At 65.3% G+C, this 14,817-nt stretch carries 17 protein-coding genes; 9 read left to right on the plus strand and 8 right to left on the minus strand.

Going from position 1 to position 14,817, the window contains the following annotated elements; all coding sequences use genetic code 11:
- The first annotated feature begins 144 nt into the window (after window positions 1–144).
- The 5 genes from J8847_RS17695 to J8847_RS17715 all read left to right on the plus strand — a co-directional run bounded on the left by J8847_RS17695 (window position 145) and on the right by J8847_RS17715 (window position 3,119).
- Entirely contained in the window at window positions 145–1,014 is an 870-nt protein-coding gene (locus tag J8847_RS17695) for an A24 family peptidase (RefSeq protein ID WP_211526027.1), read from the plus strand.
- 1 nt (window position 1,015) lies between these two features.
- A complete protein-coding gene (gene coaE / locus J8847_RS17700) occupies window positions 1,016–1,627 on the plus strand; it encodes a dephospho-CoA kinase (RefSeq protein WP_211526044.1) in 612 nt (203 codons plus the stop codon).
- Between the two features lie 87 nt (window positions 1,628–1,714).
- Window positions 1,715–2,470, plus strand: coding sequence for a cell division protein ZapD (gene zapD, locus J8847_RS17705; protein ID WP_211526028.1), 756 nt, complete (start codon window positions 1,715–1,717; stop codon window positions 2,468–2,470).
- Window positions 2,471–2,474: 4 nt separating this feature from the next.
- Window positions 2,475–2,654, plus strand: coding sequence for a DNA gyrase inhibitor YacG (gene yacG, locus J8847_RS17710; RefSeq protein WP_211526029.1), 180 nt, complete (start codon window positions 2,475–2,477; stop codon window positions 2,652–2,654).
- A gap of 84 nt (window positions 2,655–2,738) precedes the next feature.
- The gene (locus tag J8847_RS17715) at window positions 2,739–3,119 is read left to right on the plus strand and encodes a tautomerase family protein (protein ID WP_211526030.1); all 381 of its coding nucleotides are present in this window, start codon (window positions 2,739–2,741) and stop codon (window positions 3,117–3,119) included.
- A gap of 182 nt (window positions 3,120–3,301) precedes the next feature.
- On the opposite strand, the gene J8847_RS17720 is transcribed toward J8847_RS17715, so the two are convergent.
- From J8847_RS17720 to J8847_RS17750, 7 genes are all read right to left on the minus strand, one after another.
- Window positions 3,302–4,603, minus strand: a complete 1,302-nt coding sequence (locus J8847_RS17720; protein ID WP_211526031.1) for a D-amino acid dehydrogenase — start codon at window positions 4,601–4,603, stop codon at window positions 3,302–3,304.
- Window positions 4,604–4,612: 9 nt separating this feature from the next.
- A complete protein-coding gene (locus J8847_RS17725) occupies window positions 4,613–5,035 on the minus strand; it encodes an NUDIX domain-containing protein (RefSeq protein ID WP_211526032.1) in 423 nt (140 codons plus the stop codon).
- Window positions 5,028–5,918, minus strand: a complete 891-nt coding sequence (locus tag J8847_RS17730) for an ATP-binding protein (protein ID WP_211526033.1) — start codon at window positions 5,916–5,918, stop codon at window positions 5,028–5,030. The genes J8847_RS17725 and J8847_RS17730 overlap by 8 nt, the downstream gene beginning before the upstream one ends.
- Window positions 5,919–5,934: 16 nt before the next feature.
- A complete protein-coding gene (argJ, locus tag J8847_RS17735; RefSeq protein WP_211526034.1) occupies window positions 5,935–7,173 on the minus strand; it encodes a bifunctional glutamate N-acetyltransferase/amino-acid acetyltransferase ArgJ in 1,239 nt (412 codons plus the stop codon).
- 95 nt (window positions 7,174–7,268) lie between these two features.
- Window positions 7,269–8,828: a tryptophan halogenase family protein gene (locus tag J8847_RS17740; protein ID WP_211526035.1), complete on the minus strand. Its 1,560-nt coding sequence runs from the start codon at window positions 8,826–8,828 to the stop codon at window positions 7,269–7,271.
- A gap of 32 nt (window positions 8,829–8,860) precedes the next feature.
- Window positions 8,861–9,541, minus strand: a complete 681-nt coding sequence (locus tag J8847_RS17745; protein WP_211526036.1) for a DUF6445 family protein — start codon at window positions 9,539–9,541, stop codon at window positions 8,861–8,863.
- 9 nt (window positions 9,542–9,550) lie between these two features.
- On the minus strand, window positions 9,551–10,417 hold the full coding sequence (locus J8847_RS17750) for a PEP-CTERM sorting domain-containing protein (protein WP_211526037.1): 867 nt from the start codon (window positions 10,415–10,417) through the stop codon (window positions 9,551–9,553).
- Window positions 10,418–10,853: 436 nt separating this feature from the next.
- Between J8847_RS17750 and J8847_RS17755 the strand changes: the two genes are divergently transcribed.
- The 3 genes from J8847_RS17755 to J8847_RS17765 all read left to right on the plus strand — a co-directional run bounded on the left by J8847_RS17755 (window position 10,854) and on the right by J8847_RS17765 (window position 13,743).
- Entirely contained in the window at window positions 10,854–11,579 is a 726-nt protein-coding gene (locus J8847_RS17755) for a transglycosylase SLT domain-containing protein (protein WP_211526038.1), read from the plus strand.
- Window positions 11,580–11,603: 24 nt separating this feature from the next.
- Window positions 11,604–12,605 carry a peptidoglycan-binding protein gene (locus tag J8847_RS17760; RefSeq protein ID WP_211526039.1) on the plus strand — a complete coding sequence of 334 codons (1,002 nt, stop codon included), beginning with the start codon at window positions 11,604–11,606 and terminating at the stop codon, window positions 12,603–12,605.
- A 94-nt stretch (window positions 12,606–12,699) separates the two neighbouring features.
- On the plus strand, window positions 12,700–13,743 hold the full coding sequence (locus tag J8847_RS17765; RefSeq protein ID WP_211526040.1) for a MerR family transcriptional regulator: 1,044 nt from the start codon (window positions 12,700–12,702) through the stop codon (window positions 13,741–13,743).
- Here the strand turns inward: J8847_RS17765 and J8847_RS17770 are convergent.
- Window positions 13,683–14,201, minus strand: coding sequence for a DUF1203 domain-containing protein (locus J8847_RS17770; RefSeq protein WP_211526041.1), 519 nt, complete (start codon window positions 14,199–14,201; stop codon window positions 13,683–13,685). The two genes, J8847_RS17765 and J8847_RS17770, sit on opposite strands and share 61 nt — an antisense overlap.
- Window positions 14,202–14,357: 156 nt before the next feature.
- Between J8847_RS17770 and J8847_RS17775 the strand changes: the two genes are divergently transcribed.
- Window positions 14,358–14,753, plus strand: a complete 396-nt coding sequence (locus tag J8847_RS17775) for a DUF6404 family protein (RefSeq protein WP_211526042.1) — start codon at window positions 14,358–14,360, stop codon at window positions 14,751–14,753.
- Window positions 14,754–14,817: the final 64 nt, after the last annotated feature.

Consider the following 14,817-nt stretch of genomic DNA (forward strand, 5'->3'; position numbering starts at 1 on the left):
GCGCCGCCCGGGGGCCATGATCCGCCACAATCGCGTGCAATCTGCACAATCAGCGCGAAAAGTCGGGCCTTTCGCCTTCGCCAAAGCACGGAAACCCCCTACAATAAGGTTGATGTAAGGAATCTTTTTTCGGACTGACACGCCATGCCCCTGGAATCCCTTTTCTTCGCGCCCCCGGCCACCCTCGGCGCCGCGCTCGCGGCAGCCCTGTTCGGACTGCTGGTCGGCAGTTTCCTGAACGTGGTCATCTACCGGATTCCCGCCATGATGCAGCGCGAGTCCGACAACTATGTGGCGGCGGAGACCGGCAAGGAGCCGCCGCACACGGAACGTTTCAACCTGATGGTGCCGCGCTCGCGCTGCGGCCATTGCGGCCACCAGATCACGGCGATGGAAAACATCCCGGTCATCAGCTGGCTGGCCCTGCGCGGCAAGTGCAGTTCCTGCAAGACCCCGATCTCGGCGCGCTACCCGGCCATCGAACTGTTCACCGCCATCGTTTCCGGCCTGCTGGTCTGGACCTTCGGCAGCGGCGCGATGGGCCTGGCGACCCTGCTGTTCGCCTGGCTGCTGATCGCGATGACCTTCATCGACTTCGACACCCAGCTGCTGCCGGACGACCTCACCTATCCGCTGCTGTGGGCCGGCCTGCTCGTCAATATCAACGGCACCTTCGTGCCGCTGCAGGACGCCGTGATCGGCGCGGCGGCCGGCTACCTGGTGCTGTGGGCGGTGTACTGGCTGTTCAAGCTGGTGACCGGCAAGGAAGGCATGGGCTACGGCGACTTCAAGCTGCTGGCCGCCCTCGGCGCCTGGCTCGGCTGGGCCATGCTGCCGACCATCATCCTGCTGTCCTCGATCGTCGGCGCCGTGGTCGGCATCAGCCTGATCCTGTTCGCCAAGCGCGGGCGCGACAAGCCGATCCCCTTCGGCCCCTACCTGGCGGCCGCCGGCCTGATCGCCCTGTTCTACGGCGAGCAGCTGAGCCGCTTCACCCAGAGCCTGGTTGCCTGAGATGGACAAGGCGTTCTCGGTCGGCCTCACCGGCGGCATCGGGTGCGGCAAGACCACCGTGGCCGACATGTTCGCGGAGCTCGGCGCTTCGGTGATCGACACCGACCAGATCGCCCACTCCCTGACCGCGCCGCACGGGGCCGCGATGCCGGCCCTGCTGGCCGAGTTCGGCGAGGAGTTCGCCACGCCGGATGGCGCGCTCGACCGGGCAAAGATGCGCGCCCTGGTGTTTTCCGACGCCACCGCCCGCGCCCGCCTGGAAGCCATCCTGCATCCGCGCATCCGGGACGCCACCGCGGCGGCAGCGGCCATCGCCACCGGGACCTATACGATCTTCGTGGTGCCCCTGCTGATCGAGTCGGGTACCTGGCGCGAACGCGTCACCCGCGTGCTGGCAATTGACTGCTCCGAAGACACGCAAGTGGCGCGTGTCATGACGCGCAGCGGCCTGAGCGCCGAGCAGGTGCGCGCGATCATGGCGGCCCAGGTCACCCGCGCGCAGCGGCTGGCGGCAGCCGACGACGTCATCAATAACGACGAAGGACTGGACGAATTGCGGCCCCAGGTGGAGCGTTTACATGCGCAGTATCTGTCCTATAGCAAGATAATGTAACAAGATCAATGCAGGATTTGTAATTTTACGCATCATGGTTCAGAATCACGGGGTTGCCAGCCAGCCTACATTCAAGGGAATGTCATTTTGATCGTCTACGAATATCCTTTCAACGAGCGGATTCGCACGTTGTTGCGGCTGGAGGACCTGTACGAGAAGTTCAAGTTCTTTGTGCATCAGGAACACCCGATGCAGCACCATGTGGCGCTGGCGACCATCTTCGACATGCTCGAAGTGGCGGGACGCGCCGACCTGAAGTCCGACCTGCTGCAGGAACTCGAGCGCCAGAAGCAAAGCCTGCTGGCCTACCGCAGCAACCCCGCCGTCGCCGCCGAGATGCTCGACGCCGTGCTGACCGAACTGGACCAGGTGAGCAGCGCGCTGGTGGCGAGCCAGGGCAAGACCGGTCAGAACGTGCGCGACAACGAATGGCTGATGAGCATCCGCGGCCGCACCATCATCCCGGGCGGCGCCTGCGAATTCGACCTGCCCTCCTACTACGCCTGGCAACAGCGCCCGTCCGAGCAGCGCCATGCCGACATCATGAACTGGTTCGCACCGCTGGCGCCGCTGTTCGACGCGCTGTCGTTGGTGCTGCGCCTGCTGCGCGACTCGGGGCGCCCGGTCAAGATGATCGCCACCGCCGGCAGCTACCAGCAGATGCTGCAGGGGAAGGTCTACCAGATGCTGCGCCTGACCCTGGACGAGTCGCTTGGCGCAATTCCCGAAATCTCGGCCAACAAGTATATGCTGTGGGTACGCTTCACCACCCAGGACGGCGACCTCAAGCCGAAGCCCCTGGAAGAAGACGTGCCTTTCGATTTAACTCTTTGTAATTTCTAGTGCCATGACTGTTGTTTCCTGCCCTACCTGCGGCAAGAAGGTCGAGTGGATCCCGGCCAACAAGTTCCGCCCGTTCTGTTCCGAACGCTGCAAGCAGATCGACCTGGGCGCCTGGGCCGAGGAGAAGTACACGATCCCCGGCGGCGCACCGACCGACCCGCAAGACAAGCCGTCGGACGACTGACGGGCGCATGCGCGGCGCGCCTATCGCTTCCTCCTCCTTCTGTGCACGCCTGGCGCTGGTTCGTATCAATGTGAAAGGATCGTCATGCCGCTCGTTTCGATTACCGTCCGCAAGCCCAAGACCGCCGAGTTCAAGAACACCGTGTTCGACAGCGCCCACCACGCCCTGGTGGCGGTGGGCGTACCCGCCACCGACCAGTTTCAGCGCGTGTTCGAACTCGACGCCGCCGATTTCCGTTTCGGGCCGGACTATCCGGATTTGCATACTTCGCGTAACGACGACTTCGTGCTGATCGAGATCCTGTGGTCGGTGGGGCGCAGCGTGAAGGTCAAGAAGAAGCTGCTGGCGGAACTGATGAACAAGCTGCGCGACGCGGGGATGGAGCCGGAGAATGTGATGGTGATCTTTAAGGAGGTGGGCTGGGAGAACTGGTCGTTTGCGGGTGGGCGCTTGCTGCATACCTGACGACCGCAACCGCTTCAATATGACCCCCAGCCACAAAACCGTCGTTCCGGCGAAGGCCGGAACCCAAGTTTGTTCGCACACCCGCTACGTTTAGGGCAGGTGGCTACGCGAAGAACTTAGGTTCCGGCCTTCGCCGGAACGACGGTCTTGGGGCTAACGGTTGTTGGATACAGTGGCGCGGCTCACGCCCCAACCCGAATCCCCTGCGGCACCACCACCGGCTTGTTCCGCCGCCCGTACCGATCCATGAACAAGCCTTCCAGCCCGATCTCCGGCTGCCTTCCCGACAGCAGGTCAGCCAGCACCCTTCCCGACCCGCACGCCATGGTCCACCCCAGGGTCCCGTGCCCCGTATTGAGGAACAGGTTGCGATACGGCGTCGGCCCCACCACCGGCGTGCCGTCCGGCGTCATTGGCCGCAGGCCGCACCAGAACGAGGCTTTCGAGACGTCGCCGCCGTCCGGGAACAGGCTGGTCACCGAATGCTCCAGCGTGTCGCGGCGCGCCTGGTGCAGGCGCAGGTCGTAGCCGCTCAGCTCCGCCGTGCCGCCGACGCGGATGCGGTCGCCCAGGCGCGTGATCGCCACCTTGAAGCTCTCGTCCATCACCGTCGATTCCGGCGCCCCGGATGCGTCCGTGATCGGCACCGTGATCGAATAGCCCTTCACCGGATACACGGGTATGTGGATGCCGATCTGCTTGAGCATCAGCGGCGAATAGCTGCCCAGCGCCAGCACGAACTGGTCCGCCTTGAGCTCGCCCTTGGAAGTGATCACGCCGCTGACGCGGTCGCCCTCCGTGACCAGGCGCTCGATCCTGACCTCGTGCTCGAACTTCACGCCCAGCGCTTTCGCCATGCCCGCCAGGGCCTGGGTGAACTTGAAGCAGTCCCCGGTCTCGTCGTTCGGCAGCAGCAGGCCGCCCACGAACTTGCCGCTCACCCGCGCCAGCGCCGGCTCGTACTGCTCGCAGCCGCCCGGCTCGAGCAGCTTGTAGGGCACGCCGTATTGCTGCAGCACCTCGATGTCGGTGGCGGAGCCCTCGAACTGTTTCTGGGTGCGGAACAGCTGCAGCGTGCCCTTGCTGCGCTCATCGTAGGCGATGCCGGTGTCCTTGCGCAGCTGGACCAGCACGTCGCGGCTGTACTCGGCCAGGCGCACCATGCGGCCCTTGTTGACCTGGTAGCTGCGGTGATTGCAGTTGCCCAGCATTTGCAGGATCCAGCGCCACTGCGCCGGGTCCATGCGCGGACGGATCACCAGGGGGCTGTGCTGCATCGTCAGCCATTTGAGGGCCTTGAGCGGCACTCCCGGTCCCGCCCAGGGCGTGGCGTAGCCGGGCGAGATTTCGCCGGCGTTGCCGAAACTGGTTTCCATGCCGGCGCCGGGCTGGCGGTCGACCACCGTGACATCATGCCCGGCCTTGGCCAGGAAATACGCCGATGCGGTTCCGATGACGCCACTGCCGAGGATGATGACTTTCACTTCAGGTCCTTAAGTGTGAGAGGGATAGCGCACCCGGTCGAGCCATTCGAGCAGCGGGATGGTGGCCGGCAGCAGCGGGCTGACGCTGTAGGCGCCCTGCCATGCGAAGGCCTGGCCCTCCAGGCTTTGCGGCTCGCCCGCCCACTCGCGGCAGATGTAGAAATACAGGCGCACGTGGGCGTGCTCGTAGACGTGCTCGACGCAGCACCAGGGCTCGCCTTCGATCACCTGCACGCCGAGTTCCTCGACGAACTCGCGCTGCAGCGCCACGAAGATATCCTCGCCCGCCTCGACTTTCCCGCCCGGGAATTCCCAGTAGCCCGCATAGGGCTTGCCTTCCGGCCGCTGGCCGAGCAGCACGTCGCCGTTGGGACGCATCAGGATGCCGACCGCGACATCCACCGGCCGCGCCTTTGCTTTTACTTCACTCATTCGTTTCTGGATCCGGCAGTTTGCCGGCATAGTCCTTCGCAAATTGCCAGGCCACGCGGCCCGAACGGGAACCGCGCTGCAGGGCCCATTGCAGGGCTTGCGCACGGGCGCCCTCGATCTGTTCCGGCGTGCAGCCGAAGCTGGCCAGCCAGTGGCCCACGATGTCCAGGTAGTCGTCCTGGCGGAACGGATAGAAGGAGAGCCACAGGCCGAAACGCTCCGACAGCGAGATCTTCTCTTCCACCGTCTCGCCCGGATGCAGGTCGCCGTCCTCGCCGTGGCGGTAGCCCGCGTTGTCCGACATTTTTTCCGGCATCAGGTGGCGCCGGTTCGAGGTCGCATAGATCAGGACATTGTCCGACTGCGCGCTGACGCTGCCGTCCAGCGCCACCTTCAGCGCCTTGTAGCCCGCCTCGCCCTCTTCGAAGGACAGGTCGTCGCAGAAGATCACGAAGCGCTCCGGCCGTCCCGCCACCAGGTCGACGATGTCCGGCAGGTCCGCCAGGTCTTCCTTGTCGACCTCGATCAGGCGCAGGCCCTGGTCCGCAAAACCGTTCAAACAGGCCTTGATCAGCGAGGACTTGCCGGTGCCGCGCGCGCCGGTAAGCAGCACGTTGTTGGCCGGGCGGCGCGTGACGAACTGGCGCGTGTTCTGCTCGATCTGGCGCTTCTGCGCCTCCACGTGCTGCAGGTCCTCGAGGCGGATGGTGGAGGCGTGCAGCACCGGCTGCAAATATTTACCCCCACCATTGGTGCGCTTGCGCCAGCGGAAGGCGAAGCTGCGCTTCCAGTCCGGTTCGCGCGGCACGGGCGGCGGCAGCACCGCCTCCACGCGCGCCAGCAGGGCTTCGGCGCGGTGCAGGAACTGTTCCAGCGGTGTCATTACTCGGTTCGACCCGTCAAGAACGATAGTCGGCGTTGATCGACACGTAGTCGTGCGACAGGTCGCAAGTCCAGACGGTGGCGGTGGCGTCGCCGCGCGCCAGCTTCACACGCACGGTGATCTCGGCCTGCTTCATCACGCGCTGGCCGTCTTCTTCCTTGTAGTCCGGATTGCGGCCGCCGCTCTTGGCCACCCACACGTCGTCCAGGTAGAGGTCGAGTTTGGTGACGTCGAGGTCGTCCACGCCGGCATAGCCGACCGCGGCCAGGATGCGGCCCAGGTTCGGGTCGGACGCGAAGAAGGCGGTCTTGACCAGCGGCGAATGGGCGATGGCGTAGGCGATCTTGCGGCACTCGGCCACGTCGCGGCCTTCGTCCACCGTGATGGTCATGAACTTGGTCGCGCCTTCGCCGTCGCGGATGATCTGCTGCGCCAGGTTGCGCGAGATCTCGGTGACGGCTTCCTTCAGGGCCTCGTACTCGGCGCCGCTGGCGGCCTTGATCTCCAGGCCGCCAGCGCCGGTGGCGATCAGCATGAAGGAATCGTTGGTCGAGGTGTCGCCGTCGATGGTGATGCTGTTGAACGAGTGGTCGGCCGCGTGCTTGACCAGTTCGTCCAGCACCGGCTGGGCGACCTTGGCGTCGAAGGCGACGTAGCCGAGCATGGTGGCCATGTTCGGCTTGATCATGCCGGCGCCCTTGCTGATGCCGGTCAGGGTCACCGTGTGGCCGCCGATGGTGACAGTGCGCGAGGCCGCCTTCGGCTGGGTGTCGGTGGTCATGATCGCCTCGGCGGCGTTGAACCAGTTGTCGGCCTTGAGCTTGGCGACGGCGGCCGGCAGGCCGGCCTTGACCTTCTCGATCGGCAGCTGTTCCAGGATCACGCCGGTGGAGAATGGCAGCACCTGCTGCGGCTGCAGGCCGAGCAGGCCCGCCAGTTCGGCGCAGGTGGCCTGGGCGTTGGCCAGCCCTAGCTCGCCGGTGCCGGCGTTGGCGTTGCCGGTGTTGACCACCAGGGCGCGGATCGGTGCGCCGCCGTTCTTCACGGCTTCCAGGTTGGCCTTGCTGACCTGCACCGGCGCGGCGCAGAAGCGGTTCAGGGTGAACACGCCCGACACGGTGGCGCCTTCCGCCAGCTTCATCACCAGGATGTCCTTGCGGTTGGGCTTCTTGATGCCGGCTTCGGCGTAGCCGATTTCAATGCCGTTGACGGGTTTCAGGTCGGCTGCGACTGGCAGCGGGGAGTTGACGGCCATGGCGATCTCACGGGAAAGATTGGTGAAAACGCTATTGTACCGTCAGTGGCCGCCATGACGGGCGCACGGGGCCGCAGCCGGGCGGCCCCGAGGCTTCAGGAACGGGGGGCGTTGGCCGCTGCGGCGTGCATCTTCTGCGCGTACTCGCGCATCGACGGCGACTGCGCCACGGCGGCGGCGCGGATCTTCTCGATGCGTGCGAGCGCGGCGCGGCTGTGCTCCGGCGGGATGAAGGGCGACTGCGCGCTGCCATGCTCGGGCAGATGGCGCATGCCGCTCAGGATATAGAACCAGTTGTGCGCGCCGAAGGTCGAGAGATGCCGGTTGATGTCGGTGGCACTCGGCAGCTTTTCACGCCACAAGGCCAGCAGCGCCTGCAGCCGGTCCGGCAGCTTCACTTCTTCCGTGTAGGCGCGCCAGAAAGGCGTATCGCGGCGCTGCGAAATCACATAATGCAGCAGGACGAAGTCGTGCAGTTCGTCGTACAGGTCGGCCATCAGTCCGTTATAGCACTCGCGGGCGGCCTGGGCGCCGGGCCTGACCGGCAGGTAGTCGAGCCACAGCTGCAGCGCATGCTCGATCAGGTAGATGCCGGTCGACTCGAGCGGTTCGATGAAGCCGCTGGACAGGCCCAGCGCGAGGCAATTCTTTTCCCAGGCGCGGACATGGCGTCCGACGCGCATGCGCAGCACGCGCGGCTCGCCGATCGCCTTGCGGCCTGCGTTGCAGGCGGCAAGGGTAGCCGCCGCTTCGTCATCCGAGCAGAAGCGCGAGGCGTAGACATAGCCGGTGCCTTTGCGCGACTGCAGGTCGATGTCCCAGGTCCAGCCGGATTTCTGGGCGGTCGAGACCGTGTAGCTGCGCAGCGCGCCGCCCGGGTTCTCGTGCTCGACCGGACAGGCCACCGCGCGGTCGCACAACAGGGTATCGCCATAGGACTGGAACGGCACCTGCAGCGCCTTGCCCAGCAACAAGGAAGAAAAGCCGCTGCAGTCGATGAAGAAGTCCGCGGCATGGCGCGCGCCATCCTTCAGCCGCACCGCCGCAATGCCAGCCTCGTTCAGCTCGACCTGTTCGACCGTGCCCACGACGTGGCGCACGCCGTTGCGGATGCCCGCGTCGCGCAGCAGATGCGCCAGCAGGACCGCATCGAGGTGGTAGCCGTAGGAGATCGGCGCGTCATACGCCGGCGAGGCCATGAGCTTGGGAGAGCGCATCGCGTCCATCAGGGCCGGCTGCACCACCCCGACTTCGGTGAAAGGCTGCTGCATCAGTCCGCGCTGCTTGAGGTTCAGCCAGTGCGTCATGGTCGAGTAGCCCTCGGCGGCGATCGGCGTGTCGAAGGGATGGTCGTAGCGGTCGCCCGCGGCCTCGTCGCCGCCCTCGCGCCAGCCGACGAAACGGATGCCGTTCTTCAAGGTGGCTTCGGCTCGTCCGAACAGGTCCGCTTCGGGAATACCGATGGTGCGCAGGGTCTGGCGCAGCGATGGCAAGGTCGCTTCGCCCACACCGATGCTGGAGATGTCTTCCGATTCGATCAGGGTGATGCTGACGGGATGGGCCGGGTTCGCGCCGAGGGCGCGTTGCAGGTAGGTGGCGGCCAGCCAGCCAGCGGTGCCGCCGCCGACGATCACGAGGGACTTGAAGGGGATCATGGTGCAAACTACTGAGAAAGAAATACTGCCGGCTACTCGACTTCGCCGACGAAGATGCGTTGCGTCAGGCGCGCCTGGCGCATGGTCGGGGCAGCCGCCACGTCGCGCATGTCGATCGCATGAAAGGCATTGCCCGCGTACATGACCAGCCGGTTGAACTTGCCCCGCAGGGAGTACACGCGCTCCCATGGACCGTCATCGCCGACGGCATAGGTTTCCGGCTGGCTCGCTTCGCCGAATTCGTCCAGCCAGGCCTGGTAGCGCTTCGCGTCCTCGAGCGATACCATGGTGGCGAGGCCGGTCGGCCGGTGGCGGAAGAAACCGGTCCCGACCTCGTACTCGTCGTTCAGGTAGACCAGCCCGGCGAGCGGCACCGGATCGACGTGGGGGTGCTTCTGCTTGGCCAGCATCTGAGCGGCCGGTGTCGTAACGATCGAGAAATCGGACCAGATGCTGTCCGTCACGGCACGCACGTTGCCGAGCAAGGAGAACATGCGTGTCAGCGTAGCGAACAGCGCGGCCGTCTCTTCCCTGTCGATGCCGCTGTGCATGCCGGGGTAGTAGGCCGTCGACGCGTCGTAGCGGCCGGCGAGCGCAGCCGCCCGCACCGCCTGCGGATCGGCGTAGAAATCGTCGACCACCAGCACCTGGGTGCCGGCCGGCGTACATTCGACGCTCAGGGTGGCGGCCGGATTCAGCGCGAACAGGGACACCGGTGCTCCTTAGGCCTTGTTGCGGCGGCGCACGGCAGCCGCGCCCAAGGCCGCCGCCGCCATCAGGCCCAGCGTTCCCGGCTCCGGCACCTCGCTGGACGGGTCGCCGGTCACATAGGTCAGCGAAGCGGTCTGCAGCCTGAACTGGCCGAGCGGGGCGGACACCAGCGCCTCGAGGATACCGTCCGACGTGAGCGACTTGAGCGCGTCGGCATTCAGGTGGAACGCGACTTCGAGCGCGCCCGAGATCGCTTCGTAGGTGTCGCGCTCGCGCACGTAGCGGTAGAGGTAGCCGTTCTGGTAGCTGCCGTCGGTGCGCTCGTAGACCGGCGCGCCGTAGGATCCTGCCGAGTTACTCGTGGTGGAGGCGCTGTCGCTGCCCTGCTGGCCTGCAACGTCCACCAGCATGGTGTCGGCCACGGTGTCGCGATGGGCGATGTCGCGCGAGCGCACGCTGGAGGTATCGGTCACATTGAAGCTGTAGTAGGCGGTTCCCGTCACCGGGGAATAGCTTTCGCACCGGCGGCTGCCGAGCCAGGTGTAGTAACAGCCGTTGCCGACGTAGTAGGTATAGGTATAGGGCACGTAGACGGTGTGGCTCGACGTTCCAATGTTCTCGTAGCCGCTGTACGGCATCGCGTTGTTCTGGTTGTACTGGGCATCCGAGTAGCCGTACACGATCAGGTCGGCTTCAAGGATGTCCTGTGCGCCGCGGCCCAGCTGGGCCAGCTGCGAATTCAGGTTGAAGCTGATATTGGCCGACTGGCCGGAAGTCAGCAGCTCTCCCAGGCTGATGGTCTGGGTGGTGGTGATCGGGGCGGCCTGGACCGAGGCGGCGCCAGCCAGGGCAAGCGCGGCGGTGAGATGTTTTGCCATCGATGTTGTTATCTTAGATGTTGTTATACAGGAAATGCGATTGACTTTAATCACTTTTAATTAACGATGTTATATCAATTTATCCTTGGCGAATAGCAATAACAACATCGGATCGCCCTTCTCTGCCGCAAGAGCCTGAAAACGTCGTTCGATGACGACGCATTGTGAAATCCCATGTTTGCCAAAGTGACATGCGTGCCGTCCGCCCGGCATTTCTGTCCGCACGGCCGTGCAAACGATAGCTCTAGCTTTTGGGCCGTTAACCCCAGTTCATAAGCACGTTTTCCGCTATAGCCGCGCACAATTGAACTTAGTTCATTTTCTTGTTGCGGATCAAAGCCTTACGATTTCCCGCGGAAAACCATGCATATACTCGGCGGGCCGTTCAGGCAAGCCGTGCGCCGGCCGGCATCCACACCAACAACAGGAGACAACAATGAAGGTAACCGTAAAGGCGCGGCTGCTCGTCGTGCTGTGCGCCGGACTTGCCGGGGCGCCGCTGGCGTTCGCCGACGGCAAACCCGCCGAGCTGAGCGTATCGGCGAAGCAGTACAAGCAGTACTTCAAGGCAGCGTCCGACGAGTTCAATGTCCCGGTCGAGCTGCTCGAATCGATCGCCTATGCCGAGACGCGCTGGCACCCGCACGTGCCCAAGGGGCAACTCAAGAAAAACGGCGAGCCCGAGGTCGAAGTCGAATCGCACCACGGCATGCCGATCAGCTACGGCATCATGGGACTGCGCGACGATCCGCACTTCGGCCACTCGCTGACGCAAGGCGCGGCGCTGATCCGCGTCACGCCCGAGCAAGCCGCCTCCGACACCCGCAGCAACATCCGCGCCGCCGCCGCCCTGCTCGCCCAGTACGGCAACCGCAAGACGCGCGCCTTCCCGCTCGAGGACTGGGAAGACGCCGTGGCCCGCTACAGCGGCATCCCGCAGCGCGAGATCGCGCAGATCTATTCCTACGAGGTCTATACCGCGATCCGCCAGGGACGCGGCAGCGACCAGTACAAGATCAACCAGCGCCATGTCGAGATGGAGCGCATCTACGGCAAGGACAAGCTCAGGAAGCTGTCCGCGCGCCGCATCACGGTCGAAACCGGCACGCCGGATCCGAAGATCTCGGCGCCCGACTTCGCCGACACCCCGAATAAAAAATAAAGCAGCATCTACGGAGACAATCTCATGAAGACTATCTTTCGCGGCTTGCTCGCAAGCCTCTGCCTTGCTGCGTCCGTACAGCCGGCCCTCGCCTCGACCGACTATCCGCCCGCCATCTGGAACCCGGCCGCCAGCTGCAATTATTCGGCCCGCACCGCCGCCGTCAGCCATGTGACCGTGCACACCACTCAGGGCTCCTACGCGGGCTCGATCTCCTGGTTCCAGAACTGCAGCGCCGGCGTCAGCGCCCACTACGTCATCCGTTCGTCGGACGGCCAGGTGACCCAGATGGTGCGCGAGGCCGACAAGGCATGGCACGTGGGGACCTCGAACGGCTACACTGTCGGCATCGAGCACGAGGGCTACATCAACGATCCCGGCACCTGGTACACCAGCGCCATGTACAACGCCTCGGCCGCGCTCACGCGCGACATCCTGGCTTCGCGCTCGCTGTCGCAGAAGGTCTACGACGGTGGCGCGGGCTGGAATGCGGTGCCATCGGACTCGCTGTACAACGTCAAGGGCCACGTCAACTACGCCAACCAGAGCCACACCGACCCGGGTTCGGGCTGGGACTGGCCGCGCTATAAATCGCTGGTCGCGGGCAGCGGCAGCGGCGGCACGAGCATGACCTGGCCGCTGGTCCAGTACGGCAATACGGGCGAGCGGGTGCGCAGCATCCAGTACCTGCTGCAGCAATGGGGCTATACGCTCACCGTGAACGCCAGCTTCGACACGGCCACCCAGACCGCGGTGAAGAACTTCCAATCCTCGCACGGCCTGGGTGCGGACGGCATCGTCGGCAACGCGACCTGGCCGGCGCTGACCATCCTCACCCAGCAGGGGGACTCGGGCGCCAAGGTGCGCGCGGTGCAGAGCCAGCTGAACGAAAGCGGCGCCGGCATCGCGGTCGACGGCGCCTTCGGCCCGGCCACGGCCACGGCGGTCAAGAACTTCCAGACCTCCAAGGGCCTGGGCGCGGACGGCATCGTCGGCGACAACACCTGGAACAAGATGGTCTGGTAAGCCTGCGCGGTATCATCTCGCGTTCATCGCCCTCTTGACCCTCACGCCGCGTGAGGGTCGACACTGGCGCCACGCTGAAGAAAGGAGCCGACCCATGCTGAAAGTAGGAGAACTCGCCGCGCTCGCGCACCTCACTGTGCGCACGCTGCACCATTACGACAGCATCGGGCTGCTCCGCCCTTCCGCGCGTTCCGATGCCGGCTACCGGCTCTACGACCGTGACGACGTGGCCAGGCTGCAGCAGATCCAGGCCCTGCGCGTTCTCGGCATGAGCCTGGCCGACATCGGCCTTTACCTGGACAGTCCGGACGCCTCGCCGCTGGCGGTGGTCGAGCGCCAGCTCGCCGCCGTCGACCGGCAGATCCTTGACGCCACGCAGATGCGCCGGCAGCTGCTGCGCCTGCGCGGCGAGCTGGTGCGCGGGGCCAAGCCCGAACTGTCCGACTGGCTCACCACGTTGGAGACGATGACCGTGTACGAACAATACTTCACCAAGGACGAACTGGAGCAGCTTCCCTTTTTCAGCAATCCCGATGCGCAGGCCGACTGGCGGCAATTGGTCGAACAGGGAACGGGCCTGATGCGTTCGCAAGTTCCACCGGCTTCGAGCGCCGCCAAGTCCTTCGCCCAGCGCTGGCTGGACGCCTTCCAGCGCGATACCGCGCACAACGATGCCTTCGCCAGCCGCATCAACCTGATGGCCGCGCGCGAACAGCAGGCCATGCAGGAGCAGTTCGGCGTCTCGCCGGAACTGATGGGCTATGTGATGGCATCCATCGGCGAGTTGCGGCGCGACGTGTATGCGCGCTACCTCGCGCCCGAGGTCCTGGAGCGCATGGCGCGCCACCAGGCAGAGCACGGGCACGAGTGGCCCGGCCTGATCGGCGCGGTGCGCGAGCAGATGGGGAGCGATCCCGACGCGCGCGGCCCCGAGGCGCGGGCGCTGGCGCGGCGCTGGATGAGCATGTTCCAGGACATGGTAGGTACCGACCCGGTCGCCGTCGAAGCCTTCCGCCGGGCCAGCGCCAGCGAACCCGTGCTGCGCATGGGCAGCGGCATCGGCGACGACATGCTCGATTACCTGCGCAAGGCGATGTCGCCGCCGCCGGACATGGAACGCTCGACGCGCAGCGCATAGCAGCCGTAGGCGGTGAAGCGGGCCAGCACGAAGGCGACGTCCTCACGCGCGAAGAAGGCAGTCAGGTCGGCGGCCGCCGCCTGGGGCGAGCTGACGCGGGCGTCGACGATGCGCTCGTCGCGGCTGTAGGCGCGCAGCACGAAGCTCGCGCCCAGGTAGGGGATCTCCCCATCGACCGGCAGGGAGGCGCGCTGCGCTGCGCCTTCTCCCTGCGCCGCCAGGAAGACCGGGCCGTATTCGCGGTAGGGTCCGGCCTGGGTGAAGGGGCAGTAGCTGGCGAGCAGGATCGCTTCGCCCGGCTCGGCGCGCCGCAGCGCGTCGCGCAGCGGTTCTCCTCCTTGTGCGAGATGAGGTTCGACAGGCTGGCCCAGGTCGTCGACGCCGGCGCGGGCGCGGCGCACGAAGTCTTGCGGTAAGGAGAGGATGCGCAGCGCGGCGGATTCCAGGTGCGGGTACATAATGGCCTCGTGATCGAATGAAGGCTTCCATCGTCGGCGATTGCGGTCGCGCAGGCGTCTCGCTTATTGCTATCGAATAGCTTTTGGTGACAATGCATGCATTTTCTTGCTCCAGGCGCTTGGTAAGCTTGAGGCTTGCGAACCACCTTGGACACCATGGATTTCCAGACCCAGAAAGCGCGCGCCTTCACCGTCCTGTCGCGCCACGGCCTCAAGCGCTACCGCTTTACCCCTCCTCCGTTCCAGCTCCTGTGGAACCTGGGCATCCAGGTCCGGCCTCCGCACTTCATGGACTTTGCCGCCGCAGCGTCCTTGTTCGGCGCCTGGTTTGCCGTTTTCTGGGGCACGATCATGTGGGCGATTGTCTGGTTCCGTGAAGGCACGAGCTTGTTGAGGGGCACGGCAACGGCGCTCTGCGCCGGCCTGTGTTACGGCTTGTTCATGGCTTTCGTGTACCGCCGCGAGCGGCTGAAGCACAACTTGCCGAGCTGGGAGTCGCTGCGCGACGTCCCGCAAGATCATGCATCCCCGACGACAGCGCTGCCTCGCTGAAGCCTGAGCGTCCTGGGGCCCGCTTCCCTTTTGCCGCGGCATCCATTCGGGCCGCGGCTTTTTT

It is taken from the genome of Massilia sp. AB1, from assembly GCF_018119385.1.
GTDB lineage: Bacteria > Pseudomonadota > Gammaproteobacteria > Burkholderiales > Burkholderiaceae_D > Telluria.

Coding starts and splice junctions, on each gene's coding strand:
- J8847_RS17695 (WP_211526027.1), top strand. CDS start 145: ATGCCCCTGGAATCCCTTTTCTTCGCGCCCCCGGCCACCCTCGGCGCC.
- coaE (WP_211526044.1), top strand. CDS start 1,016: ATGGACAAGGCGTTCTCGGTCGGCCTCACCGGCGGCATCGGGTGCGGC.
- yacG (WP_211526029.1), top strand. CDS start 2,475: ATGACTGTTGTTTCCTGCCCTACCTGCGGCAAGAAGGTCGAGTGGATC.
- J8847_RS17715 (WP_211526030.1), top strand. CDS start 2,739: ATGCCGCTCGTTTCGATTACCGTCCGCAAGCCCAAGACCGCCGAGTTC.
- J8847_RS17725 (WP_211526032.1), bottom strand. CDS start 5,035: ATGAGTGAAGTAAAAGCAAAGGCGCGGCCGGTGGATGTCGCGGTCGGC.
- J8847_RS17730 (WP_211526033.1), bottom strand. CDS start 5,918: ATGACACCGCTGGAACAGTTCCTGCACCGCGCCGAAGCCCTGCTGGCG.
- argJ (WP_211526034.1), bottom strand. CDS start 7,173: ATGGCCGTCAACTCCCCGCTGCCAGTCGCAGCCGACCTGAAACCCGTC.
- J8847_RS17740 (WP_211526035.1), bottom strand. CDS start 8,828: ATGATCCCCTTCAAGTCCCTCGTGATCGTCGGCGGCGGCACCGCTGGC.
- J8847_RS17750 (WP_211526037.1), bottom strand. CDS start 10,417: ATGGCAAAACATCTCACCGCCGCGCTTGCCCTGGCTGGCGCCGCCTCG.
- J8847_RS17755 (WP_211526038.1), top strand. CDS start 10,854: ATGAAGGTAACCGTAAAGGCGCGGCTGCTCGTCGTGCTGTGCGCCGGA.
- J8847_RS17760 (WP_211526039.1), top strand. CDS start 11,604: ATGAAGACTATCTTTCGCGGCTTGCTCGCAAGCCTCTGCCTTGCTGCG.
- J8847_RS17765 (WP_211526040.1), top strand. CDS start 12,700: ATGCTGAAAGTAGGAGAACTCGCCGCGCTCGCGCACCTCACTGTGCGC.
- J8847_RS17770 (WP_211526041.1), bottom strand. CDS start 14,201: ATGTACCCGCACCTGGAATCCGCCGCGCTGCGCATCCTCTCCTTACCG.
- J8847_RS17775 (WP_211526042.1), top strand. CDS start 14,358: ATGGATTTCCAGACCCAGAAAGCGCGCGCCTTCACCGTCCTGTCGCGC.